Source organism: Streptococcus sp. DD11, assembly GCF_001578865.1.
GTDB classification, from domain to species: Bacteria; Bacillota; Bacilli; order Lactobacillales; family Streptococcaceae; genus Streptococcus; species Streptococcus panodentis.
The window spans coordinates 102,989-125,688 of sequence record NZ_KQ969395.1; the positions used below are offsets into that span (position 1 = coordinate 102,989).

Consider the following 22,700-nt stretch of genomic DNA (forward strand, 5'->3'; position numbering starts at 1 on the left):
CCCCGGACTGTTAAGCAAGGCGAGTTAACGACGGAATAAAAGATAAACGAAATAACGATAATCTTAAGAAATGAAGCAAAAAATCTCAACACAAGAAAAAAGATAAGCTCTTCATCAGAACTTATCTTTTTCTGTAGGCCGGAAACATAGTCCCTTAGCTTTGATTCTTATCATTCCTCTTCCCAGTCGATGCGTCTGCGGCGCGCCTGCTTCATAGCCTCGCGTTTCTTGCGGCTGCGGTATTCAAAGTAAAGAATCAGAAGCAAAATACCGACCGGCAGGAGAATCAGCAGCTTGTCGCTGATCAAAAGCGTATACCAGGCCTTGCCCTCATTCTTACCGCTGGCAACATCTTGGATGGCCTTGGTGATGGACTGTTCGACCTTTTCCACCTGCATGCCATCGGAAACATGGTCCGACAGGGTTGTCAGCTCATTTTCAGATCGGAGCACATCATTTTCAACTTTCAGCTTGGGCTTGCTGCCCTTTTTAACGGTCGCATAGAAATCTTCGGGCAGCTTGTACTTCTGTCCATTGATTTCCTGCTCTCCCTTAGGAAGCATCTTCTTGTACTCATAGTCCGCATAAGCCTTCTCAATCAAGGCATTGCCGAAAGGATGGCGGTAATACTCGCCGTCCTGATCTGACCAGTCACCGACCCCCATAATCACCGCAATCATGCGCTGATTGCCACGCTTGATTGTCGCGATGTAGTTAAAGGCACCATTAGGGCTAGAGCCCGTTTTCAGACCGTCTACCCCTTCGATGCCGTATTTTGCACCCGGCAGAGAGTAGTTATAGGTCTCAAAGGTTTCTTCATTTGCAGTGCCTTCCTTGACAGTGACCTTGGCTTTATTGGTATAATTGAGGATCCCCGGATAATTTTTGACAAAGTTGTAAGCCAAAATCCCTAAATCACGGGCAGTCGTCTGATTGCTGGCGAAGTTGTCATAGTTCTGTGGATTGTAGTAGCCCTTAAAGGAAACGGCTGCCGCACCGCTGGCATTGAACCACAGGGTATTGGTCATGCCCAGTTCCTGAGCTTTGGCATTCATCCTGTCCAAAAAGGCATCCGGATCATTGTCAGAGAGATAGTTGGCCAGCATGACAGTCGTCGCATTGGAGGAAGGCACCGCCGTCATGGTAATGAGCTCCGCCACCGTATAGTCTACTCCGGCCCTGATTTTATTATTGGAGATCTCATAGATGCTGGCAATGGCCTGATCCTGAGGAGTCGCTGTGATAACTGTATCTTCGCTGATTTTCCCTTCTTTAATGGCTTCAAAAACCAGATACAGCGTCATGAGCTTGCTCATGCTGGCCGGATCGCGAATTTCATCAATGTTATCCTGCCAAAGAACATCGCCCGTATTGCCATCGATAATCAAGGATGACTTAGGGCGGTTAATAGCCTGAACATTGTCGTTGGGATACAGTTTCTGCGCCATGTCTACCAATTCGTCTGCCGCAGCAGTCACAGGTGCCATCAGGCTTAAACCTAGTAATCCTAGGAGTAAAAGAGCTTTTTTCACAAGTTCCTCCAAAGAAAAATTCTACCTTCTAAGTATAACATATTTTTGACAGAATTCAGCATAAATGTCAAAATTCCTACCTAAAAATAGATAGGAAATCAAAACTTATGCTTCTACCAAACTCAGCGCTTCCTTATCTGCTATAATCACGACATCATCGTGCCGCTGCAGAACACTGCCCGGCAGCATTTCTGTCACTTCTCCATTAACCGTTCCGGCAATCGCTCGAGCTTTGGCCGCACCGTAGGCAAAGAGGATGATGGACTTGGCATTGAGAATGTTGCGGATCCCCATTGAATAAGCCTGCGTCGGCACATCTTCAATTTTATCAAAGAAGCGGGCATTGGCCTCAATCGTTGACGGATCCAAGTCCACCACATGGGCCAAACTGTCAAAGCTGGTGCCCGGCTCATTGAAACCGATATGGCCATTGGTACCAATTCCCAAAATCTGCAGGTCAGCCGGATGCTCTGCCAAGATACGATTGTAGCGCTGTACTTCTGCCTCTGTATCGGCTGCAACGCCGTTAGGCAGGAAGCTTTCCTTGAAAGGCTTTTGCAAAAAGAGATGCTGGTCCATGAAATAGCGGTAAGACTGAGGATTGTCTGCTTCCAGACCGACATATTCATCTAGATTGACACTGGTCATCTCCGAAAAGTCCACATCACTTGCTACAATCTGTTTGTAAAATTCTACCGGACTGCTGCCTGTGGCCAGCCCCAATGTTTTTGCTCCCTGAGCCAGCTTATCTTTTAGCAGCTCAAAAGCGACTTTTCCGCCTTCTGCCTGATGTTCAACTTGAATAATTTTCATCGTATTCCTCCTGATTGTTTCTTAATTCCATTATATGGTATAGACCAATTTTTGTCAAGAAAAAATTGCAGTAAAACGAACAGATTTTTTCATTTTCCTAACTATTTTACAGCGAAATCATGATATAATAGAATCATATTTGCAAAAACTATGTTCTTGTTTTAAACAGGCCTTTATTGCTCTTTCTATGTAAATACACACATCGTCAGCAGCAACAGTCTGAAGAGGAGAACTCTCATCGTTGGAGTATGAGCAAGCCCTCTAGGGCCGCCTCTGACAAGACCATAGCAAGGTTCAGACCGGGAGCTTTATGAGCAAACAGCCCCCTTTTTGCTTGCTGCCTTGCTGAGCCTGACTGCCAAGGAGAAATGATGAATACCGCAGATTTTGACTTTGACCTGCCTGAGGAATTGATTGCCCAGACCCCCTTAGAGAAACGCGATGCCTCGCGTCTCCTGATTGTAGACCGTGCCAGCGGTGAGTTTTCTGACCAGCATTTTGACAGCATTATCGACCAGCTCCATCCCGGCGATGCACTGGTCATGAACAATACACGGGTCCTGCCGGCCCGCCTCTATGGCACTAAGCCTGAAACCGGCGGCCATGCTGAGCTGCTGCTGCTGAAAAATAGAGAGGGCGACGACTGGGAGGTCCTGGCCAAGCCAGCCAAACGCCTGAGAGCTGGCGCCAAGATAAGCTTTGGCGACGGCCGCCTGACAGCCACTATTATCGAAGAACTGGAGCATGGCGGCCGCATCGTGCGCTTTGACTATCAAGGAATTTTTTTGGAAGTTCTGGAAAGCCTGGGAGAGATGCCCCTGCCGCCCTATATCCATGAAAAACTAGAGGACCGCGAACGCTACCAGACCGTTTATGCCAGGGAAAATGGCTCCGCTGCTGCCCCGACGGCTGGCCTTCATTTCACAGAAGAGCTGCTGGAGAAAATTGCTGCCAAGGGTGTAAAGCTGATCTATCTGACCCTGCATGTGGGGCTGGGAACCTTCCGGCCGGTATCTGCAGACAATCTGGAGGAGCATGAGATGCACTCGGAATTCTACAGCCTGTCTGAGGAAGCCGCCGAAAGCCTGCGGCAGGTCAAGGCTCAGGGCGGACGCATCATTGCGGTAGGGACCACCTCGATCCGTACTCTGGAAAGCATCGGCAGCAAGTTTGGCGGAGAAATCCGGGCCGATTCGGGCTGGACCAATATCTTTATCAAGCCGGGCTATGACTGGAAAATTGTTGATGCCTTTTCGACCAACTTCCACCTGCCCAAGTCTACTCTGGTCATGCTGGTCTCCGCCTTTGCCGGACGCTCCTTAACGCTTGAAGCTTATGAGCATGCCATTGCTGAGCACTATCGCTTCTTCAGTTTTGGCGATGCCATGTTTATCAAATAATAAAAAGGTGAATGTTATGAATAAAATCGAAAGCAGACATCGTCTGATCCGCTCCCTGATCATGGAGAAGAAGGTCCATACCCAGCAGGAACTGCAGGAGCTCCTGGAAGCCAACGGCGTCATCGTCACTCAGTCCACCCTGTCCCGCGATATGAAATCCCTCAATCTGGTCAAGGTCAATGAAAACGATACATCCTACTACGTCATCAACAGCATCGCTCCCTCCCGCTGGGAAAAGCGGCTGCGCTTCTATATGGAAGATGCTCTGGTCATGCTGCGGCCGGTTCAAAATCAGGTCGTCATGAAAACCCTGCCCGGTCTGGCCCAATCCTTCGGTGCCATTCTGGACGCGCTGGAGCTGCCGCAAATCGTCGCCACCGTCTGCGGGGATGATGTCTGCCTCATCATCTGCGAGGACAAGCAGGGAGCTCTGGACTGCTTTGAAAAACTCAAAGAATTTACGCCCCCATTTTTCTTTAGCAAATGAAAACTGAGACAACATCTTGCCTCAGTTTTTTCTATAGCAGACTTGTTCGGAAACCGTATGCTGAGTCAGTTGACCTTAAGCGGTGGGCACACAGGCAAACGGCTCTGTTGTTGCTTTTTGAACCCCTTTTGTCCAAGGCTCGTTATCCCCAGCCTCCTCACCTCGCTTTTCTATTTCTAGGCTCGGACTGCTTCAGCTAACAAAGCAAGAAAAGATAAAGGAAATGACACCTTCAGCGCCAGCAGGTTTTGCAACCCTGACAGATAGATCCAATTTCCCGGTAAGGGGATTCTGACTGTCTCTCAGGTCTTTAGCGGCCTGCCAAGCGCCAGACAGCTTCAGCATAAATATCCATAGCCCGATACAGATCTTCTAGAGAAGCACGCTCATTGGCCTGATGCTCTGTCTGCTCAGCGCCCGGGAAGAGAGCACCGAAAGCGACACAGTTGGGCATCGTGCGGGCAAAGGTCGCTCCGCCTGAAGACATGGCCGGACTCTGATCTCCGGTCTTTTCCTGATAAATGGACATCAAGGTGCTGACCAGCTCACTGTCTTTTGGCACATATAAGGGTGCTAGATAATCAAACTCCTCATAAACCAAACGATAATCTGACGCCTTGTTTGTCAGTGTTTGAACTAATTTTTCTTTATCTGCTAAAACAGGAATGCGAATATCAATTCGGATTTCTGATTCTTCAGGACTGACTGTCAATCCCGCAATATTAAAAGATAAATTTCCTGACGGCTCATCTGAAACCGGACCAAACAAGTGGGCTCCTGTTGCATCTTCTCCTACAGCTTCAGCAATAAAAGCTAAAGCAGGGTGGGGAGCGAGAACTTGGAGGACTTTAGCCAGTCGAACAATTGCATTAACCCCTTCAGCAGCATCTTTAGCATGTTTTGGAACCCCAAGAACCGTCACCTGATTAGCTGATACTTCGTATTCAAAGCCTGTTGCTCTTAGTCCTGCAATCACTTTCTCCAAGAAAGGCCCCTGATAGCTAGCTTTTGCTGGTACGACATTAAAAGCAGCACCAGCCTCAAGCTTGGTAAGATCAGAACCTGGTCCATGCAGCTTGACCTGTAAAAGACCTTTTTCAGCGTAGGTCAAAGGGAAGGAAGAGTCTGGAGCGAAACCAAGCGTTGCTTTTTCTTCCAATTCATTGTATCTCCCCATACAGCGCCAGAGCGTCTCTTCGTCCGTCCCAAAGATAAAGCGGACCCGCTTTTTAAACTCCACTCCGGCATCCACCAGAGCTTTCACCGCATAAAGAGCAGCCAGCGACGGTCCCTTGTCATCCTGAACACCGCGGCCAAAAATCCAGCCATCCTTGACGGTGGCTTCAAAGGGCGGTGTCCGCCAGTCTGCCTCATCACCTGATGGAACAACATCCAAATGACAGAGAACGGCCAGGAGCTGAGCTCCCTGACCGATTTCTGCATATCCGTAATAACCTTTAGGGTCGAGATAAGTGGTAAATCCCAACTCTCGGCAAATCTCTAAAGTTTTTTCCAGGACATCTTGGATTGCCTGTCCAAAAGGTGTTCCATTTTGACCTTCATTCAGTACAGAAGGATAGGAAATGAGGGTTTTCAAAGATTCAAGAAAATCTTCTTTCATCTTTTCTGTCACAACATTTTTCATGGAATCACCTCACTGTCGGCTTATAAGAATGGCAGGAAAGTGCCCAAAAGCAGGAGCAGGATACTGATAACAATGATTCCAACAACCAGCTTGCCGACAAATTTCCACCAAGTGCCGATATTAATGCGGCCAAGAGCCAGCGCTCCCATCACGATACCGGAGGTCGGAGCCACCAGATTGAGCACGCCTGAAGCGGATTGGTAAGCCGTGATAATCAAACTTGGCTTAACATTGACAAACTCTCCCAGCGGCGCCATAATCCCCATCGTCGCACTGGCCAGACCAGATGATGATGGAATAAGGAAGGACATTGGCAGGTAGAAGATATAAGTCAGAACGATAAAGACTTGTGATGACAGACCGCTCAGGCCTTGTTTGCCCCAGTTGAGGATGGTATCGGTAATCATACCGTCATTCATGATGACTTGGATACCGCGGGCAATGGCTACAATCAGCGCCACACTGAGCAGGTCAGCTGCACCGTTCATAAAGGCAGAGATAATCTTGTCTTCCTTGAGACCATAGACGATACCAATCAGCACGCCCATGAAGGCAAAGAGCATCGCACCTTCTGGGAAGTACCAGGTGCCAAGCGCTGAGGTAGAGGATCCGATAATCTTGCCCAGAACAGGAAGACCGGTCAGCCAAGTATTAAAGTCTTTAAAAATCGTAATGCCAAGGTCTGTCCAAGGAATGAAACTCAAGACCATAAGGACAAAGGTCAAAATGAAGAGCACCAAGACGATTCTTTGTTTTTTGCTCAGCGTTGACTCCACAGCTGAAGAAGTTTCAACGTTAAAGTGCTTCAAATCTTCCTCACGGGTGCTGTAAACCAGTGACTTGGTCGGATCTTTCTGAATCTTATCCGCATAGCGGTAGACAAACCATGTGCTGAGAACGGTCATGACAAACCAGAAAATCAAGCGCAGGATAATCCCATCACCCGTACCGACTCCGGCTGTTGCGGATGCGATACCGGTCGCAAACGGATTGAGGGTAGAGGCCAAGCAGCCGATTTGCGATCCAAGCAGGATAATGGCTACCCCGGTCAGGCTGTCAAAACCAACTGCCATCATCACCGGTACCAAAAGCGGGTAGAAGGCCATGGTTTCCTCACCCATACCATAGGTGGTACCGCCAAGGGCAAAGAGCGGCATCAGGACGATGATCAGCATCTTTTCACGGCCCTTGTATTTCTTCACGATAGAGGCGATTCCTACATCAAGAGCGCCTGTTTCATTGACAACGCCCAGGAAACCGCCGACCATGAGAATGAAGAAGGATACATCAATCGCTGCGCTGGTCGCTTTGATCAGCGAACCTTCTTCTGGGTTGGTCCCCAGCATGGCCCGAATAGGCGCCATGAGTACATCCCAAATCCCCTGCGGATTCTGCGCTTGTTTTTGGTAAACACCTTCTACAAAGGCACCCGCTGGGATAATCCAAGTCAAGATTGCCATTATGGCAATGATGAGAATCAAGACGGTATAAGATGAAGGCATCTTAAACCCTTTTTTTGCTTTTTCACTCATTTGTTTTTTCCTCCTAAATGTTTTCACGAGGTCTAAAACCTACTGTCTCCCTGCATGAGCAAACAGGAAAACGTTTTCTTCTTATACTTATTTTACCATATTAATATTCAAAAAACTACTGTTTTTTGAAAATAAAGAAAAATTTTCAGGAAAAGCTTTCCATCTTAGGTAGGATAGAAGGAAAACGAATGGTTTGGCCATTTAGTTTGTCTTTTTTTGCGCCGTTAGCTTGGTCTGCTCTAACAGTCCAGAGGAATAAGGCAAACTCTTTGATTTGTTTGGAGTTCTTTCCCACTCCCGCTATTAAAAGCAAACTAAATGACTATAATAGGACAGAGGCTTTCCCTGAAAATACAGAAACAGATAAACAGTGGCCAGGGAGCAAAAAAATCTGCTTCTAGCCTTTTTCAATAATCGTTCCGCTTTCGGACTCAATGAGAGCGCCCAGATTTTCCAGCGATGTGATGACCGCTTTGCCTTCCGGACGGCCGTTGACAAAGGCAATCGCTGCTTCTACTTTTGGAAGCATGCTGCCTGGAGCGAATTGATCTTGCTTGATATATTCTTCCAATTGAGCAACATTGACATGCTCCAGTTTTTCCTGATTCGGCTTATTGTAGTTGACAAAGACATAGTCTACACCGGTCAGGACGATAAAGAGGTCAGCCTCGACCAGTTCAGCCAGACGCTGAGAAGCAAAGTCCTTGTCAATAACTGCTTCTACACCAGTCAGATGGCCATTTTCTTCTTTGATGACAGGGATACCGCCGCCGCCTGCTGCTACGACCACTTGGCCGGCATGGAGCAGGGTACGGATGGTTTCAATTTCCTTGATGTCCACTGGTTTTGGTGAAGCAACGACTTTTCTCCAGCCGCGGCCGGCATCTTCCTTGAAAGTAGCACCGCTCTTTTCAGCTTCTGCTTTGGCTTCTTCTTCTGAATAGAAAGGACCGATTGGCTTGCTGAGATTGGTGAAAGCTGGGTCATTTTTATCCACCACTACTTGTGTCACAACAGAAGCTACATCCTTGTCAATGCCTTCTTCCAGCAGGGCATTTTGCAGGGCATTTTGCAGCCAGAAGCCAATGCTGCCTTCTGTCATGGCAACGAGTGAGTCCAGCGGAAAGGCAGGGTTCTTCTCAGAATCTGCTGCCAAGTGCTGCAGCAGGAGATTGCCGACCTGCGGGCCGTTGCCGTGGGTGATAATCAAATCATCACCGTTTTTGATTAATTTCACAAGGTGTTTAGCAGTTTCGACCAAGGCCTCTTGCTGAGCCTTAGCTGACGGATCTGATGAAAGGATGGCATTTCCTCCCAATGCTACTACGATTTTACGATTTGACATATATTCTCCTTTGGTGCCAATTGATGGCTTCTGCTTTTGAAAATCAAAGACGGCGCTTTTGACATAGCCTAAGGGATGTCGTATCTGCAGCCTAAGAGACTGGGACAGACTCCCCCGCTTTGCTGGCCAGCGGCCCTGCTCTTGTCTCTTTCTTAGCCCTTGATTTTCAATGAGTACCATCTCTATTTCTAAATAAAAATGAGGACTGGACTAAGCTATAGTCGCAGCCCTCATAGCTGTTGGTAGACGGTTTCTTATATTGGTAGTGCTCTTAGGAATTTAGTTCCTTTGAGCAGCAGGTTACACTTTTGGAATGTAAAGGTTGCCTAAGGTTGCTGCCATTACCGCTTTGATGGTGTGCATGCGGTTTTCAGCTTGGTCAAAGTGACGAGCATATTTGCTGCGGAAGACTTCGTCAGTCACTTCCATTTCTTCTACGCCGAATTTTTCAGCAACATCTTTCCCATAGACAGTGTTGGTGTCATGGAAAGCAGGCAGACAGTGCAGGAAGATCAGGTCTTCATTGTCCGCTTTCTTAATCAAATCCATATTGACTTGATAAGGTTTCAAGAGGGCAACGCGTTCTGCAAATTTGTCTTCTTCACCCATGGATACCCAAACGTCTGTGTAGAGTACATCAGCGCCTTTGACTGCTTCGTCAGCGTCTTCTGTAATCAGCACACGAGCACCGCTTTCTTTGGCAAATCCTTGAGCCAATTCAACGATTTCTTTTTCTGGGAAGAGTTCTTTTGGTGAGAAGATATGCACATTGACCCCAAGGATAGCACCTGTTACCAAAAGGCTGTTGGCAACGTTATTGCGTCCATCACCGCAGTAAACCAGTGTCAATCCTTCCAGACGGCCGAAGTTTTCCTGAACAGTCAGGTAGTCAGCCAGCATTTGAGTTGGGTGCCATTCGTCTGTCAGACCGTTCCATACCGGTACACCTGAGAATTCTGCCAATTCTTCTACCATGCGTTGGCTGAAGCCGCGGAATTCGATACCGTCAAACATACGGCCCAATACCTTAGCAGTATCTTCAGTAGATTCTTTTTTACCTAACTGAATGTCGTTTGCGCCCAGATATTCTGGGTGAGCTCCAAGGTCGATGGCTGCTGTTGTGAAGGCTGCACGCGTACGAGTAGAAGTCTTTTCAAACAAAAGAGCAATGTTTTTACCAGCAAGGTAACGGTGCTCAATATTTTCCTTTTTCAGGCGTTTCAAATGAGCTGAAAGGCCAATAAGGTATTCTAACTCTGCACGGCTAAAGTCTTTTTCTGCCAAGAAGCTGCGTCCTTGGAATACTGAATCTGTCATTCTATCATTTCCTCTTTCTAAACATTGGGTTTTATCATGAAGCTGCTAAGTCCCAGTCTGCCCAAAGGCTCAGCCAGATACTCAATCTATCTCAAATACAGACTGGACAATGACCCGCAGGCTGCACTGCAAGAGAGCAAAGCGGGCGAATGGCAGTTGAATTTAAAATAGAAGAGCAGGACAGGATACCTGTCTCAGCTAAGCCTTGACTGCAGGGCAGGCTGTACTGATTAGCAATTAGATTTCTTCACGTTCAAACGGCATAGACATACAACGAGGTCCACCACGACCGCGAACCAATTCACTTCCGCGGATCTTAATCAAGCGAAGCCCGTATTCTTCCAAAATCTTGTTGGTCACAGTGTTGCGGTCATAAACCACTACCACACCCGGTGCGATGGTCAGGGTATTAGATCCATCGTTCCATTGTTCCCGTGCAGCAGCTACGATATTTCCGCCGCCGCAGCGGATGAGGTGAACTTTTTCTACACCAAGGTTTGCTGCCAAGAGTTCAGCCAAATCGCCTTTTTCTTCCACAATCTTCAGTTTTTCGTCTACATAAGTAACAGAGTAGACCCGCAGATCGCCTTCGATTTCTGGGTGAATGGTAAACTTGTCATAGTCAACCATAGTGAAGACAGTGTCCAGATGCATGAATTTGCGGTTATTGGCAAATTCAAAGGCCAATACTTTCTTGAAGCCAACATTTTTCTTGAAGATGTTGACCAAGAGTTTTTCAATAGAAGCGGCATCCGTACGCTGAGAGATACCAACTGCCAAAACATCTTTGGAAAGAACCAGCTCATCTCCGCCTTCGATACGCGTATCTTCTTCACGGTTGTAGACAAGGTCCACATTGCCGCCATATACTGGGTGGTATTTGAAGATGTACTTGCCGTAAAGCGTTTCGCGGTTGCGAGTATCTGCAAACATATGGTTGAGCGATACAGCATTACCAATCGTTGCAAATGGGTCGCGGGTGAAATAAAGGTTTGGCATTGGATCGATCGCAAATGGATAATCTGATTCGACCAAGTCGGTCAGACCTTTTGCTTCTTCCGGAATCTCAGGAAGTTCTACTTTCTGAACGCCGGCCATGGTTTTTTCGACCAATTCAAGATTGTCTTCAATGCCACGGAGCAGTTCGCGAATGGCTTTCTTGGTTTCGCGGCCGCGAATATTGGCTTCATCAAGGTATTCTTCGATGAATTGGTCACGGATTTCCGGTGAAGTCAGTGACTCAGCAGCCAGTTTTTCAAGATAAAGAACTTCTACTCCTTCATCGCGAAGCGCTTGGGCAAAAGCATCGTGTTCTTTTTGGGCATCTTCCAAAAATGGAATATCGTCAAAAAGAAGACGTTCGAGATAGTCCGGCAGCAAGTTTTCCAGCTCTTTGCCGGGACGGTGCAACATAACTTTTTTCAGTTTTCCGATTTCTGAGAAAACATGAATGGGATGTGTAGACATCTACTGTCCTCCTTTTTCTTTGCGGTTCAGGTCTCCCCTTTCCCGTTTACATATATTATTCTAGCATTTGCCGATAACGCTTTCAAGAAAAATCTTACACTATAAATGCCAAATCCTTTGCTTTTTTACGACAAATATTCTATAATATTCTTTTTTAAAGCGGTTTCTTTGGATATTTTATACATTATATTATTTTTATCAATATTTATTTTTTTGAAAAAAGTTGATAAATGGTTAATATTAGAACATTTTGAATTTATCTGTCCAAAAAAAAGAAGCAAATCAGCTTCCTCTGAAATATTTCATGAAAAAATCTTTGTCTTTAAAAGTCAGCAGTTTATGCTCATAATCAATCCGGCCGTCATCCCGCAGTTTTTTCAGGACCTGATTGACCGTTTCCCTAGTCGTAGCTCCTAGCTTAGCCAGCTCCTTCATACTGATCGGAAAAGGCAGGCGGCCGCTCTCTTGGCACAGATCCATGCAGAGAATGGACAGGGACTGAACCACGCGCTCCGTTGCACTGGCCGATACCACATTGCGCAGCCGCAGTTCCTGAAATTCTAAAATCTGCGACAGGCGCTTGGTGATAAAAAGCAGCTGGCTGACACTCTGCTTGGAGTAGGCCTCAAATAAATCGATGGGAAGACTGAAATATTCCACATTGGTCACAGCACTGGCCGTATAATGATAGCGCTCATCAAAAAACATACCGCCATAGGGAAAGACACTGCCTTTTTTGACATAGTCCATATAGGAAAATGTGTCTGTCGAATCATACTGCTCAATCCGCACATAGCCTTGATACAAGAGAAAAAGCCGCTCCCGCCGGTCTCCGGCAAAAAAGATAATCTGCCCCTTTGGAATCCTGCGATACTGAATCTCCACAGCCAACTTATCAAAAAGCTCTACCGGCAGATTGGCAAAGGCCTGGTGCTGCCGAATGTAGTGATAATGCTCCTTATTAATCATAATCATCCTTGTTGTTCTTTTTGTTTGATACTTGATATGATTATATCACAAAAAGACTGACAAGAAAAAGAATTACACTGCATGAAGACTCAAGTAAAAAGCCAGTCCCAGACCAGCCTTTTGATGACGAGACTCTTGGAAAATCAAAAGCAAGCCTCTCTATACTCTTTAGCAATCGAAGAAGCTGAGTCTGTCCCGCCGCTTTCAGCCCTGCTCTCGTACAGCGGACACTTCCTGTTGGAAGTTTTATTCACCGCCTCCAAAGTCCATGGACTATTGGAGCAGCTAGCTCCGACTTTGGCAGTATAGAAACAGTTATTTTCAATACTGCTAGATTAGTGCAGGAGTGAGAGAAAGTCCTGTGGGATTTCTCCTGACAGGATGAATAGCTACTGCCAGCCTGTCTGCTCCTGACGAGTTTGATTGCGATTCATGGCCTAAATTAGATAAAGAGTCCTGCTGCAAAGAGAACCAGCCCCGCTCCCATGACAGCATAGGCCAGCTTGCGGGGCAGGGGCTCTCTGTCTGCCTGGACTTTCTTCGGCAGGTAATTGCCCAGAACCACCAAGAGCAGACCGATGGACAGAAAGGCCAGCTTGGTCATAGGAAAGCCCTGATGGAGATTGCGGTAGATGGTCGCCGGATAAATGATGAGATTGATAAGCGGGATGATCCAGCGGATGAGGAGCTCAAAGTTTTTATTGAGCAAGGGCTTGGCAATACTGGCCCCAAAAACAAGCAGCTGGGCCGCCAGCATAAACAGAGGGATGAGGATCAAAAAGAGATGCTTATCCATGTAGGTCGTCACATTACCAGCCAGATCAAAACGGCTGGACATGACTTGGGGCAGCCGGCTGGAGACCGAAAAGCCATAGAGGGCCGGCAGCAGTAAGAGAGTCAGACTGCAGATAAATTCAATTAGGCTATATTTTTTCATTTCCTTTTCCTCCTCCCAGAGACTGGAACCAGACTAGGATTTCTTCAAAAACGGTGACATCCAGACTGTAGTAAATATAATTCTTCTGCTTTTCTTCGGTCAGCAAACCGGCTTTTTTGAGCTGAGACAGGTGATAGGAGACGGTCGCCGGTGTCAGTTCAAAAGCCTGGGCAATCTCCCCAGCCGACTTAGGACCGTGCTTGAGCATTTCCAGAATCCCCCTTCGAACTGGGTCAGCTAGAGCTTTAAGCGTTTGACTGATGCCCATGATTGAACCTTTCCTTCAGGTAAACTTTCAAAATTTTCTTGGTCAGAAAGACTAGTGCCACTACTTCTACTAAGAGCAGAGCCTCAACAGCCAGTGGCGGAAGAAAGCCTACCTGAGCTAGAGCAGGCGCTAAGTCAATCAGGGCGTGAAGTCCCAGCGCAGCTAAAAAATATACCGGAGCCTTCTCCTTGACCGCCTTCCAAACCCAGAAAGTCAGCAAAATTTGGATGAGAATAGCCAAGATTCGCTCAAAAGCCAAAAGATAGATGCTGCCAGCGCTCATGGAGCGGACATTGTCAATAACTGCTTGAGGAATTTGAGCCAGCGTCTGGGCATTCCCCTGAGTCACTACCTGAGCTATAACCCAAAAGTTTAAGAGACTGACAATACCAACAAACAAAGCCTCAATACCACCATGCCCCAAGCCATAGGCCAGACCATCGCGGAAAGTCAGCGGCCGCTTCTTTTGCAGCCAGTAAAAGATGACCCAGCGGGCTGTTTCTTCAAAGATAGCTGCCGCAGCAATACCATAAAGAACATATAGCCAAGGTTTTTCCGTCTGCAAAGCGATAGTTCCATCAGCCTGAGGCTGTAAAACGATACGATGCAAAATATTTTCCAGAACTTGACTCGATAAATAAAAACCGACTCCCCCTAAAAGAAAGACTAATAGAGAAATGTGCTTGGTCTTTTTAAAATAAACCAAAGGAACAAGGACTGTCCCTAAAATCAGCAGCATAGCAATCAAGATATGAATGGAAATCATCGTTTTTCTCCTAAACTGTTTTGGTTTTTTCTAAATAGATTATACATCTTTCCTTTCTTTCTATCAAATCTATTTCGAATTTTTTTCTAAATAACTTCAATCTAAAAATCATCAAGCTCTACTGCAATAAAAAACGGCTCTAAACAAAAGCGCACAATCTGTGCACTTTGTTTTCACTTAATTTACAAAAGAAAGAGTCCCACTAGTACGGCTGTCAATCCGACCAGGATAAAGAGGTAGGCTAGCCAACGCGGCGCTGGTTTTTCTTCCACCACCATTTTCTTAGGCATATAATTTCCAGAAATTAGAAACATTACCCCCGAAAAAATCGCTGCAATTTTATTAATGTTGAAGTGGGAATCAAGAGCATAGAACAGAATGGAAAGATAGACAGCAATATGGGTCAAAGGAACAATCCAAAGGACGAAGCGGGCAAAAGCGGGCTTGGTGATTTCTCGGTAAGCCGTTGCCCCATAAACAATCAGCTGTATCAAAGTCATAAAGATTGGCAGACCCCAGATAAAGAGAAATTTGGGTGCATACTCAAATGTCGGGCTAATCAGCGACACGAAATTGATCCTAATATTCTCTGGCAAACTAGGATAAATCCATAAGGCATAAGCAAGTGGCAGCCAAATAACCAAGAAAGTCAGCAGCAATTCCCTAAGGTTATTTCTCAGTTTCGTTTTCATTATTTTTCCCTCCTAGCGCGGCAATCCAGACCAAAATTTCCTCAAAAACCGTGGCATCTAAATGGTAGTAAATGTAATTTTTCTGCCGTTCTTCATAGATGAGCCCCGCTTTTTTCAACTGGGACAAATGGTAGGATACCGTCGCTCCCGTCAAATCGAAGACTTGAGCGATTTCACCAGCCGACTTAGGACCTTTTTTTAATATTTCTAATATTTCCCGCCGAACTGGATCAGCTAGGGCTTTCATGGTTTCACTAATTCCCAATTTTGATACCTCTTAAAATTGATTTCTAGCTAAGGACAAACAAAGCAACTAGCTCTAGATAAGTCATGGCTCCTACAAATGTAAGCAAGGCGCTACTCAAACGGACAAGATTTTCTGCCAGCAATCCTCCTAAAACTATTTAGAGAACTTTCAAATTCTTTTCTCCATTATACTGTTTTTGAGGATAAAAGACAAGGAGGGCTTAGCTAAACACTTGCTTTTTCTTGGCTAGATAGGCGGTGAGAAGAGCAGCCAGCGCCATAACGATGACTGCTATCAGCCCGCCTGATAGAGGTTCGCTTGGCGTTCCTGCTAAGAAACTGTTGGCTTGACTGGTCAAAGTCGTCTGTAAGAAACTACCGTGCTGGAGATTGTTGCCCGTCCCAATCACTCCAAAGACACCTAGATAAATCATGTTATTAGCCGCATGCAGCGCTATGACCAGCCAGAGATTGTCCGTCAGTGCAAAAAGGAGGGAAAGGAAAATCCCGGTCAGAAAGACATTGAGGATATAAAGGACGGGCGTTCCACCTTTAAAAATGTGGATAACCGCAAAGAGCAGGGAGTTGAGCAGGACAGCCGGTAGCAAGTCCAGCTTGGTGCGGAGTTTGTTCATGACAAAGCCGCGGTAAATCATCTCTTCAGCCAGCGCCTGAAAGAAGAAATTGACCAGGAAAAAGAGCCAAATTCCTAGATTGAACTGCTTTTCGACTTGAATGTGGAGCTGTCCGCCGAGCAGATTGAAGCCCACAGCCAGAAGGACTAAGAAGAAACCCAGTGCTGTACCAAGCAGCAGATTGAACCCTAATTTTTCCTTCCAAAGTCCAAAACTGGCAAGGCTGCGCCGCTCCCAAAATTTAGCGACGAAGAGAATGATGAGTAAACTGCTACCTAAAAAGACGGATAAAGAAACGATGCCTATCAGTAAGCGATTGGCGTCCGTCATGCTCGGCAGCAAGAGCCATTGGGACAAAGCTCCGCTGATGAGGCTTCCCGCAGCAATCGCAAGAAAAGCCAGTGGCAGGCTCAGCCACCAATTTTTTGCCCCTGCTTCTTCTTGCAAGATTTCCAGACTAGAGCGATGGGCTGTCTTTTGATAAGTATGTGTCATGTGTGACCTCCTTAAGGTGTATTTTCCCCTTCACCCTTATCCTAACAAAAGAAGTACACCAAATCAAGCTCTTTTTGGTAAGTGGTTAGATTGCGCTAGTAAGTGGTAGAAAAATCACCTAAAAAAGATTAAGAAATCCCCTGCTGACTTTCTCTCTCTTCGCGCTTGGTCAGCCAAACGGCAATGACAAGAGCAATGAGAGCGCTAAAAAGTCCAGTTGGACCAGGACCAAGGAATTTAAACGTTTCTACCCCACTAACAGTGGAAACGGTAGTTATCATGGCAACGGCATCAATGACCCCATGTCCAAAGGCTGGCAGCCAAATGGTTTTGCTACGTACATAGTAAATATTAAGGATAATCCCAAAAGAAATAGCCATGATATAATAGGGAATTAAATTTAAGAAACGCTCACCCAGCGTCCCTGCTCCAATCATATTGACAGGAAAATGCCAAATAGCCCAGATGAGACCACCAATGATGCGTCCCTTAGTCCGTCCGTAGCGCTCTTTCAAATAAGGATAGAGAATACCCCGCCAGCCAACTTCCTCGCCCAAGCCAGAAAGACTGATGGCTAGAGTTAAGACCGTAAGAATCATTAAAATTTGAAGGGCGACTTGTGGGTTCAGGGCAAAAGCCAAATGCTGCGGAAAGACAGCAAAATAGACAAGTGCGCCGCCAAGTACAATGCTACAAATGGCTAACCAGCAGGCTAGGTAATCGCGCCATTTACTGGCGAGCTTCAATTTCCAGCCGATAGACTTTACAGGAGCTTTAGCCAAAAAAGCAGCCACCATAGGGGCGAACATTACCACACTTGCGGATAAAATGTTACCGACAAGTTTCTGATTGATCGCATAAAAGTAAGCTATGACTAGCATACCTGGCCAAGCGAGCCCAAACGCCCATGCTAGAAACCTTTTAATGGTTGAAGTTGAAATTGTGTTTTACATATAAAATGCTCCTTTCTGTCATTTGTAAAATTATAAAGTCCACCATTGGTATAGCGACCAATAGAAAATATTAAAAGCGATGATAAAAGCGACGGAGCTAGTTGCTAGCGTGAGGTACTTATTCCCTTGCTTCAACCTCGCTTTGAAGAAGGGCAGATAGGGAAGAAAAGCACTAATCAGCAAGACCACAGCAAGCAAGGCAAACAGTTGGAAATGCCCCGTCAAACCAGCGAGATCGAAAGAATTTTTCGCGAGAATAATTGAGAAAAATGAGAACAAATTACGAAAAGCCCAAAGAATAAGGAAGCCAGTCAGATAATGCCAACTAGACCAGACAACCGAACCTGTTCCCTTGTTTTTCCTAGTGAGCAAACGATACAATTTTGCCAAAATACCGCTGAGATAGCAAAGGGCGACATACAGTGCGGCAAGCCCAGCGAGTAATAAACTACCATAATCTTTGATAACATCCAACAAGGGCAGCTTTGTCCTATCTGAAATAGGCAGGTTCAGAATATAGTGCCCTCCTCTTTCTCCTGCCGTCCAAAAACCAAAATAGTCTTTGATAGCCGCATTTTCAGAAGGGTTAGTTAGATAGCTAGTCGACTTGAAAACCCTAAATATAGATAGGGGACCTCCACTATAAATACGCGCTTCGCGGTAAAACCAGCTTGAAAGTCCTTTTGAGCTGCCTTTGAGGCTTCTTTTTCTTACCGTAAATGAGGTCAGGCATGCTAAGAGCGAAATGAAACTCATTTCTTTGATTGACTGTAACGACTGAGCCAATCCCTGACTTCAAATCAAGCAAGAGGCTGGTCGTAAAGCCTGGTGAGTTTCCCCCGTGCCCAAAAGTTCTGGTGTTTTCAAACTCCGTCACCCAAAGTCCGTGAGCATTGACGGGAATATCTGTACCCGGATAAGTATGGCTAGCGCTGTAAAAATTCTCCCAAGTCTCTGCCCTTTTAAAGAGCTTCTCCTTTTGCAGGAGGGCTTGGGCAAATTTCTTGATGTCGGCAAATGTTCCTGTTGCCCGCCCCGCTGGATATTCTCCAAGAACAAAGGGTTGGTCGCCTTTTAGTAAGTCTCCATTTGTATCATAAGTTTTCTCCTTCTCCCGCTGTTTTTGTACAAATACATTATCTGATAAATCAGGTTTGAGTGCGGTGTGTTTCATACCCAAGGGCTGGAAAATATGCTCGTGGACATAGTCGGCAAAGGATTGCCCGCTAATGCGCTCCACGATATAGCCCGCCAGCGCTGTTCCATAGTTTGAATAGGATGTCACCGTCCCCGGCTCATAAATCTGAGACGGAGTTTTTTTCATCAATGCTCCTAAATCCTTGTCGGAGCCTATATACAAAGGGTAATCTTCAAAGCCCGCTTGGTGGTTCATGAGGTCCAGCATGGTAATGGGCTTGTCGTATTTGAGATTTTTTAGGAGATTTTGGGGCAGATACTCCCTGATGTCCGTTTTCAGGTCAATCTTGCCCTCCTCCCAAAGCTGCATGACGCTGACCCAGACGGTGATTTTGGTGGTTGAACCCCACTCGAAGACCGACTTGTCATCCACCGCTAGCTTCTTTTCCTTGTCCGTATAGCCGAAGTTCTTTTGATAGAGAGTATTGCCGTCTTTGTCAAAGACCGTTGTTGCCAGTCCTGCGCTGGTTTTTTCGTGTTCTTGGTAGTAATTTTCAATCTTCTGACCGATTTGGTCGTAAGACGTGCCTGACGGCAATTTTTGCTGGTCGGCGTAAGCGTGGGCTGCTCCAAAAGCTAGCAAGCCACACGTTACCAGCGCCACAGTGCTTTTCAAAAATGATGATTTCATGATGATCTCCAATCATTATTTTCTATATTTCCTTCACTTAAAAAGGAAAAGAAAGAGTAAACTGAGTAGACCGAGAAGGAGCCAGATCCAGCCAAAGATAAAGAATAAAAGCATTTTAACAAAAGTAAAAATATGAAACATGATTTTCTCCTTTCCTATCAGATTGCTATTTTAAAAGAGGAAGAGGCTGACCAGAAACAGGATTGAGCCAACTCCTCCGAAGATATAAGCTAAAACGCGTGGAGCCGGCTCTTGGTCTGCCACTATTTTTCTCGTGAGGAAGTAGCTGACAGCATTAAGGATGATTGCAGACATAATCCCATTGACCTTAAATACCGGAAAAGCCGGATTGAGCCCATAAAGAAGAACGCTGATATAAACTACGGCATTGATAAAGGGAACCAGCCAGTAAAGGAAATGGACAAATTGCTTGTCGATAATCTCTTTAATAGTCGTCGTGTAGCAAACAATCAGTTGAATTACACTCAAGAGAACTGGCAGAAACCAGATAAAGACTTGCTTGGGCATGCCTAGACCGCTATAGGGCAAATGCCCTCTGATTAGCTGAGGTAGGTCTGCATAGATTGACAAAGCGTAGATAAGCGGTAGCCAAATAACGATTAGGCTTGCCACTAATTCTTTCCATTTTAATTTCATTTTCTTTCCTCCTTTTATAATTCCAGACAGTCATCAAAGCGGTCTAAGAGTGCCCTGCCTTGATTATGAGTAATAACGATAACAATGCGGTCCTTGATGGACAAGATATAGTCCATGACTTCCGCCGCCAAGCTCGGGTCAAGATTACTGGTCGGCTCATCAAAAATCAGCACATCATAATCCTTAACCAAGAAACGCGCCAAATCAATCCGCTGCTTTTCACCATAGGAAACTTCCTGCCGCTCCAAATCCAGCTTCTTGCTCAAGAAAGCCTCATTAAAATGCAGACTTTGGTACAAGAAAGTTTGGTCAGGTGCATTTATATCTCTGTATAGCGCGATATTGTCCGCCACACTTCCCTTGATAAAAAAGTCATTCTTTTGGATAAAGGCGATTTTCTGATAGAGACTGTCGCTTGCTAGCTGGCTGACCGCTTGACCATTGACCATGATTTGACCAGCGTAGTCCTTGCTATCAAAATAATTGAGCAAGAGCTTCATCAAGGTCGACTTGCCCCGACCAGACTCGCCGATAATAGCATAGTGCTTGTCCTTGGCAAACTGATAAGAAAAATCCTGAAAGAGAGCCTTGTCGCCCAACTCCAGACCGAGATGTTCAAAATCAATCCGATCAATCGTTTCGGTCAGATTTTGAGCGGGCTCCGCTTCTTTCTTAGCCAACTTAGCATCAAAATCATTCTCAATATCCTTGACCGTGCTCATGAGATTTTTGTTATTGATAAAAAGCTGCAAAGGAGTGAAGACAAAGTTCAAAAGCTGAACACTGGCAATCAAAGCCCCAATGGTCAGAGACCCTTGGCTGACAAACCAAATCCCCAGAGACATACAAAATATCTGAGACAGAAAGCTAAAGAACATCATCAGAGTCACAGCGCCCTCCTTAGCCGCATTATAGCTTTTTCTGGCTTGCTCAAAGTCGCTGTTGCTGCTAGACAGGTGCTCAACCACCCTTTTTTGGATTTGCAAAAGTTTGATTTGCTCAAAGCCTTCCAAAAAATTGGTGACTTGCTTCAAAAAGTAATTGCTTTTCTGAGTGAAATTCGCTGTCGCCTTGCGCATCAATATCCCTGGAATTTGTGACGCAGCCATGGTCAAAAAAGAAATGAGAATAAAGCCCAGAGCCATGCGCCATTCAATCCAAAAAATAGCCAGTGTACTGATAAAAACTGAAGAAAAGGCAGCCACAATATCACAGCGCGGGGTCAAGTAATTCTCTTGGTAAATATCCATATTCTTGGTCGTTGTGTTGAGATAGCTATTTTCCTGCTCGGAAGCCTTGTCATGCAAATTCTTGTCATAAAAAGAATGGAAAAGCCTCGTTTTGACTTCTTCCAAGACTTGCTTATTATGATTGTTCTTGAACCAAATAGCCAGCAAGCTGCAAAGAGACCAAGCACAAGTGCAAAAAAGGCAGATAAAGAATTGTCCAAGCAAGTTAGAATGAGCCTTCTGCGCACTGTCCACAACAACTCCCAGCTGCAAAGAAAACAAAGTGATAAAAATCGTTGCTCCAATGCTAAAGATAGTCGCACCCAGATAAGAAGCGCGGTATTTCCGTAAAATTTCTTTCAACATTTAATTTTTCCTTCCAATTTTCGTCTATTTTTGAAAACGATCCAAGACGGGATTGCCCAGCAGACGGATAAAACCGTGAGCAAGCCTATAAGCAATAAAAGTAATCCTCTTTTCATCTTTTCTCCTTTATCTATCTATTTAGAAAATTTTCTAAATAAAGAGTACGAAACGAAGCAATCTAATCCTTCTTAGGTATTTCGATTTGTTTCTAAATACTCTGGATTAAAAAATCTAGTCTAGAAAAACTAGATTGCCTATTTTGTATTTAAAAATGTTTTTGATTGGATATTTTTTGCAGGTCGTCCTTATTTTTATAGAGCACCCAGGAAAAAACAGCCAGCCAAATGGATAGACCCGTCACTAGACCTACTACGGTTAGTAGGATTGAGTTTCTTGCTTTCTTCATTTTTCCTCCTTTTTGAGTAGAGAAATTTAGAATTTTTTCTAAATAGCTTTTATAAAAAATTGCTCAGTGACTAATTAAACAGAGCAGAATGAAGTAATTAGAACATCTTCTAAATAGATTGTAACACTTCTCTTTCAAAAAAGCAAGAGGTATTTTGGTTTTTTTCTAAATAGCAATCAAAAAAATAATTAACCTGTTTAAGCAAATAATTTTTCCTTCTTTTACTTCTCGTACACGAGGAGCTGACAAGTATTTAGATTATTTTCTAAATAAAATTATAAACCTCTGTTCCTAAATTGTCAAGTCTATTTTGGAATTTTTCTAAATACTAATCGACTCGATATTACTTGTTCATTTTTCGGTAGAGGTCTGGCTGATTTTGCTTTATAATAATGAAAGAAAAGAAAGGAAAATCGCATGCTGATTCAAGATGAGAACGTTAAAAAGGCCTATTATAGTCTTTTAGTTTATAACCAGTATATGTTATACTAGTTATATGTCATATGGAATTGATTTTCGAAAACGAGTTCTTGCCTATGTCCAGGAAGGCCATACCCGTCAAGAAACTGCAAAAATATTTAATATCAGTACAAATACTCTATATACTTGGGAAAAGCAGCAGCGTGAGCTGGGACACTTAGAGCGGAAAAAACGGGTAGCTAAAAGCAGGAAAATCCCCTTAGATGAACTCACAGCATTCGTAGAAGCTCATCCT

At 45.1% G+C, this 22,700-nt stretch carries 23 protein-coding genes; 3 read left to right on the forward strand and 20 right to left on the reverse strand.

The genetic code is table 11. The features are described 5' to 3' along the window. Window positions 1-170: 170 nt before the first annotated feature. Window positions 171-1,487, reverse strand: a complete 1,317-nt coding sequence (locus STRDD11_RS08255; protein ID WP_164828453.1) for a DUF1958 domain-containing protein — start codon at window positions 1,485-1,487, stop codon at window positions 171-173. 150 nt (window positions 1,488-1,637) lie between these two features. Then, on the reverse strand, window positions 1,638-2,345 hold the full coding sequence (locus tag STRDD11_RS08260) for a glucosamine-6-phosphate deaminase (protein WP_128836932.1): 708 nt from the start codon (window positions 2,343-2,345) through the stop codon (window positions 1,638-1,640). A gap of 371 nt (window positions 2,346-2,716) precedes the next feature. Here STRDD11_RS08260 and queA point away from each other — a divergent pair, with 371 nt between their 5' ends. Both queA and STRDD11_RS08270 read left to right on the forward strand, forming a co-directional pair. Beyond that, window positions 2,717-3,745: a tRNA preQ1(34) S-adenosylmethionine ribosyltransferase-isomerase QueA gene (gene queA / locus STRDD11_RS08265; RefSeq protein ID WP_128837104.1), complete on the forward strand. Its 1,029-nt coding sequence runs from the start codon at window positions 2,717-2,719 to the stop codon at window positions 3,743-3,745. A 16-nt stretch (window positions 3,746-3,761) separates the two neighbouring features. Continuing rightward, window positions 3,762-4,232, forward strand: a complete 471-nt coding sequence (locus STRDD11_RS08270) for an arginine repressor (RefSeq protein ID WP_128836933.1) — start codon at window positions 3,762-3,764, stop codon at window positions 4,230-4,232. Between the two features lie 310 nt (window positions 4,233-4,542). On the opposite strand, the gene STRDD11_RS08275 is transcribed toward STRDD11_RS08270, so the two are convergent. From STRDD11_RS08275 to STRDD11_RS08355, 18 genes are all read right to left on the reverse strand, one after another. Then, window positions 4,543-5,877, reverse strand: coding sequence for a dipeptidase (locus STRDD11_RS08275; RefSeq protein ID WP_128836934.1), 1,335 nt, complete (start codon window positions 5,875-5,877; stop codon window positions 4,543-4,545). A 20-nt stretch (window positions 5,878-5,897) separates the two neighbouring features. Further along, window positions 5,898-7,409 carry a YfcC family protein gene (locus tag STRDD11_RS08280; RefSeq protein WP_128836935.1) on the reverse strand — a complete coding sequence of 504 codons (1,512 nt, stop codon included), beginning with the start codon at window positions 7,407-7,409 and terminating at the stop codon, window positions 5,898-5,900. A gap of 397 nt (window positions 7,410-7,806) precedes the next feature. Then, window positions 7,807-8,754, reverse strand: a complete 948-nt coding sequence (arcC, locus tag STRDD11_RS08285) for a carbamate kinase (protein WP_128836936.1) — start codon at window positions 8,752-8,754, stop codon at window positions 7,807-7,809. 300 nt (window positions 8,755-9,054) lie between these two features. Continuing rightward, window positions 9,055-10,071, reverse strand: a complete 1,017-nt coding sequence (argF, locus tag STRDD11_RS08290) for an ornithine carbamoyltransferase (RefSeq protein WP_128836937.1) — start codon at window positions 10,069-10,071, stop codon at window positions 9,055-9,057. A gap of 237 nt (window positions 10,072-10,308) precedes the next feature. Further along, on the reverse strand, window positions 10,309-11,538 hold the full coding sequence (gene arcA, locus STRDD11_RS08295) for an arginine deiminase (protein ID WP_128836938.1): 1,230 nt from the start codon (window positions 11,536-11,538) through the stop codon (window positions 10,309-10,311). 282 nt (window positions 11,539-11,820) lie between these two features. Next, complete coding sequence (locus STRDD11_RS08300; RefSeq protein ID WP_128836939.1) at window positions 11,821-12,507, reverse strand: Crp/Fnr family transcriptional regulator; 687 nt, start codon at window positions 12,505-12,507, stop codon at window positions 11,821-11,823. Window positions 12,508-12,949: 442 nt separating this feature from the next. Beyond that, the gene (locus STRDD11_RS08305) at window positions 12,950-13,444 is read right to left on the reverse strand and encodes an SdpI family protein (protein WP_128836940.1); all 495 of its coding nucleotides are present in this window, start codon (window positions 13,442-13,444) and stop codon (window positions 12,950-12,952) included. Then, window positions 13,431-13,712: an autorepressor SdpR family transcription factor gene (locus tag STRDD11_RS08310; RefSeq protein WP_128836941.1), complete on the reverse strand. Its 282-nt coding sequence runs from the start codon at window positions 13,710-13,712 to the stop codon at window positions 13,431-13,433. The genes STRDD11_RS08305 and STRDD11_RS08310 overlap by 14 nt, the downstream gene beginning before the upstream one ends. Beyond that, complete coding sequence (locus STRDD11_RS08315) at window positions 13,690-14,478, reverse strand: YhfC family intramembrane metalloprotease (RefSeq protein WP_128836942.1); 789 nt, start codon at window positions 14,476-14,478, stop codon at window positions 13,690-13,692. Before STRDD11_RS08315 ends, STRDD11_RS08310 begins: the two co-directional genes overlap by 23 nt. A gap of 182 nt (window positions 14,479-14,660) precedes the next feature. Beyond that, a complete protein-coding gene (locus STRDD11_RS08320) occupies window positions 14,661-15,170 on the reverse strand; it encodes an SdpI family protein (protein ID WP_002915640.1) in 510 nt (169 codons plus the stop codon). Next, a complete protein-coding gene (locus STRDD11_RS08325; protein ID WP_002897962.1) occupies window positions 15,148-15,435 on the reverse strand; it encodes an autorepressor SdpR family transcription factor in 288 nt (95 codons plus the stop codon). Before STRDD11_RS08325 ends, STRDD11_RS08320 begins: the two co-directional genes overlap by 23 nt. Before the next feature lie 202 nt (window positions 15,436-15,637). Then, the gene (locus STRDD11_RS08330; RefSeq protein ID WP_002897963.1) at window positions 15,638-16,546 is read right to left on the reverse strand and encodes a CPBP family intramembrane glutamic endopeptidase; all 909 of its coding nucleotides are present in this window, start codon (window positions 16,544-16,546) and stop codon (window positions 15,638-15,640) included. 128 nt (window positions 16,547-16,674) lie between these two features. Next, the gene (locus tag STRDD11_RS08335; RefSeq protein ID WP_346962590.1) at window positions 16,675-17,487 is read right to left on the reverse strand and encodes a CPBP family intramembrane glutamic endopeptidase; all 813 of its coding nucleotides are present in this window, start codon (window positions 17,485-17,487) and stop codon (window positions 16,675-16,677) included. 42 nt (window positions 17,488-17,529) lie between these two features. Beyond that, window positions 17,530-17,976, reverse strand: a complete 447-nt coding sequence (locus STRDD11_RS14935) for a hypothetical protein (RefSeq protein ID WP_346962588.1) — start codon at window positions 17,974-17,976, stop codon at window positions 17,530-17,532. A gap of 163 nt (window positions 17,977-18,139) precedes the next feature. Next, the gene (locus tag STRDD11_RS08340; RefSeq protein ID WP_346962589.1) at window positions 18,140-19,327 is read right to left on the reverse strand and encodes a serine hydrolase domain-containing protein; all 1,188 of its coding nucleotides are present in this window, start codon (window positions 19,325-19,327) and stop codon (window positions 18,140-18,142) included. A 171-nt stretch (window positions 19,328-19,498) separates the two neighbouring features. Continuing rightward, on the reverse strand, window positions 19,499-19,984 hold the full coding sequence (locus STRDD11_RS08345) for a hypothetical protein (RefSeq protein ID WP_002897967.1): 486 nt from the start codon (window positions 19,982-19,984) through the stop codon (window positions 19,499-19,501). A 14-nt stretch (window positions 19,985-19,998) separates the two neighbouring features. After that, a complete protein-coding gene (locus STRDD11_RS08350; protein ID WP_128836943.1) occupies window positions 19,999-21,579 on the reverse strand; it encodes an ATP-binding cassette domain-containing protein in 1,581 nt (526 codons plus the stop codon). 265 nt (window positions 21,580-21,844) lie between these two features. After that, on the reverse strand, window positions 21,845-21,985 hold the full coding sequence (locus tag STRDD11_RS08355) for a hypothetical protein (RefSeq protein WP_002897970.1): 141 nt from the start codon (window positions 21,983-21,985) through the stop codon (window positions 21,845-21,847). A gap of 496 nt (window positions 21,986-22,481) precedes the next feature. On the opposite strand from STRDD11_RS08355, the gene STRDD11_RS08360 reads away from it, so the two are divergent. Then, the coding region (locus STRDD11_RS08360) for an IS630 transposase-related protein (RefSeq protein WP_128837105.1) at window positions 22,482-22,700 on the forward strand (219 nt) is incomplete at its 3' end.

What these genes read in the sequence shown, in the direction of transcription:
- STRDD11_RS08260 (WP_128836932.1), bottom strand. Translation starts at nt 2,345, where the DNA reads ATGAAAATTATTCAAGTTGAACATCAGGCAGAAGGCGGAAAAGTCGCT.
- STRDD11_RS08315 (WP_128836942.1), bottom strand. Translation starts at nt 14,478, where the DNA reads ATGATTTCCATTCATATCTTGATTGCTATGCTGCTGATTTTAGGGACA.
- STRDD11_RS08270 (WP_128836933.1), top strand. Translation starts at nt 3,762, where the DNA reads ATGAATAAAATCGAAAGCAGACATCGTCTGATCCGCTCCCTGATCATG.
- STRDD11_RS08320 (WP_002915640.1), bottom strand. Translation starts at nt 15,170, where the DNA reads ATGAAAACGAAACTGAGAAATAACCTTAGGGAATTGCTGCTGACTTTC.
- STRDD11_RS08345 (WP_002897967.1), bottom strand. Translation starts at nt 19,984, where the DNA reads ATGAAATTAAAATGGAAAGAATTAGTGGCAAGCCTAATCGTTATTTGG.
- STRDD11_RS08300 (WP_128836939.1), bottom strand. Translation starts at nt 12,507, where the DNA reads ATGATTAATAAGGAGCATTATCACTACATTCGGCAGCACCAGGCCTTT.
- STRDD11_RS08255 (WP_164828453.1), bottom strand. Translation starts at nt 1,487, where the DNA reads ATGGCACCTGTGACTGCTGCGGCAGACGAATTGGTAGACATGGCGCAG.
- argF (WP_128836937.1), bottom strand. Translation starts at nt 10,071, where the DNA reads ATGACAGATTCAGTATTCCAAGGACGCAGCTTCTTGGCAGAAAAAGAC.
- queA (WP_128837104.1), top strand. Translation starts at nt 2,717, where the DNA reads ATGAATACCGCAGATTTTGACTTTGACCTGCCTGAGGAATTGATTGCC.
- STRDD11_RS08305 (WP_128836940.1), bottom strand. Translation starts at nt 13,444, where the DNA reads ATGAAAAAATATAGCCTAATTGAATTTATCTGCAGTCTGACTCTCTTA.
- STRDD11_RS08355 (WP_002897970.1), bottom strand. Translation starts at nt 21,985, where the DNA reads ATGAAGAAAGCAAGAAACTCAATCCTACTAACCGTAGTAGGTCTAGTG.
- STRDD11_RS08310 (WP_128836941.1), bottom strand. Translation starts at nt 13,712, where the DNA reads ATGGGCATCAGTCAAACGCTTAAAGCTCTAGCTGACCCAGTTCGAAGG.
- STRDD11_RS08280 (WP_128836935.1), bottom strand. Translation starts at nt 7,409, where the DNA reads ATGAGTGAAAAAGCAAAAAAAGGGTTTAAGATGCCTTCATCTTATACC.
- arcA (WP_128836938.1), bottom strand. Translation starts at nt 11,538, where the DNA reads ATGTCTACACATCCCATTCATGTTTTCTCAGAAATCGGAAAACTGAAA.
- arcC (WP_128836936.1), bottom strand. Translation starts at nt 8,754, where the DNA reads ATGTCAAATCGTAAAATCGTAGTAGCATTGGGAGGAAATGCCATCCTT.
- STRDD11_RS08275 (WP_128836934.1), bottom strand. Translation starts at nt 5,877, where the DNA reads ATGAAAAATGTTGTGACAGAAAAGATGAAAGAAGATTTTCTTGAATCT.
- STRDD11_RS08350 (WP_128836943.1), bottom strand. Translation starts at nt 21,579, where the DNA reads ATGTTGAAAGAAATTTTACGGAAATACCGCGCTTCTTATCTGGGTGCG.
- STRDD11_RS08330 (WP_002897963.1), bottom strand. Translation starts at nt 16,546, where the DNA reads ATGACACATACTTATCAAAAGACAGCCCATCGCTCTAGTCTGGAAATC.
- STRDD11_RS08340 (WP_346962589.1), bottom strand. Translation starts at nt 19,327, where the DNA reads ATGAAATCATCATTTTTGAAAAGCACTGTGGCGCTGGTAACGTGTGGC.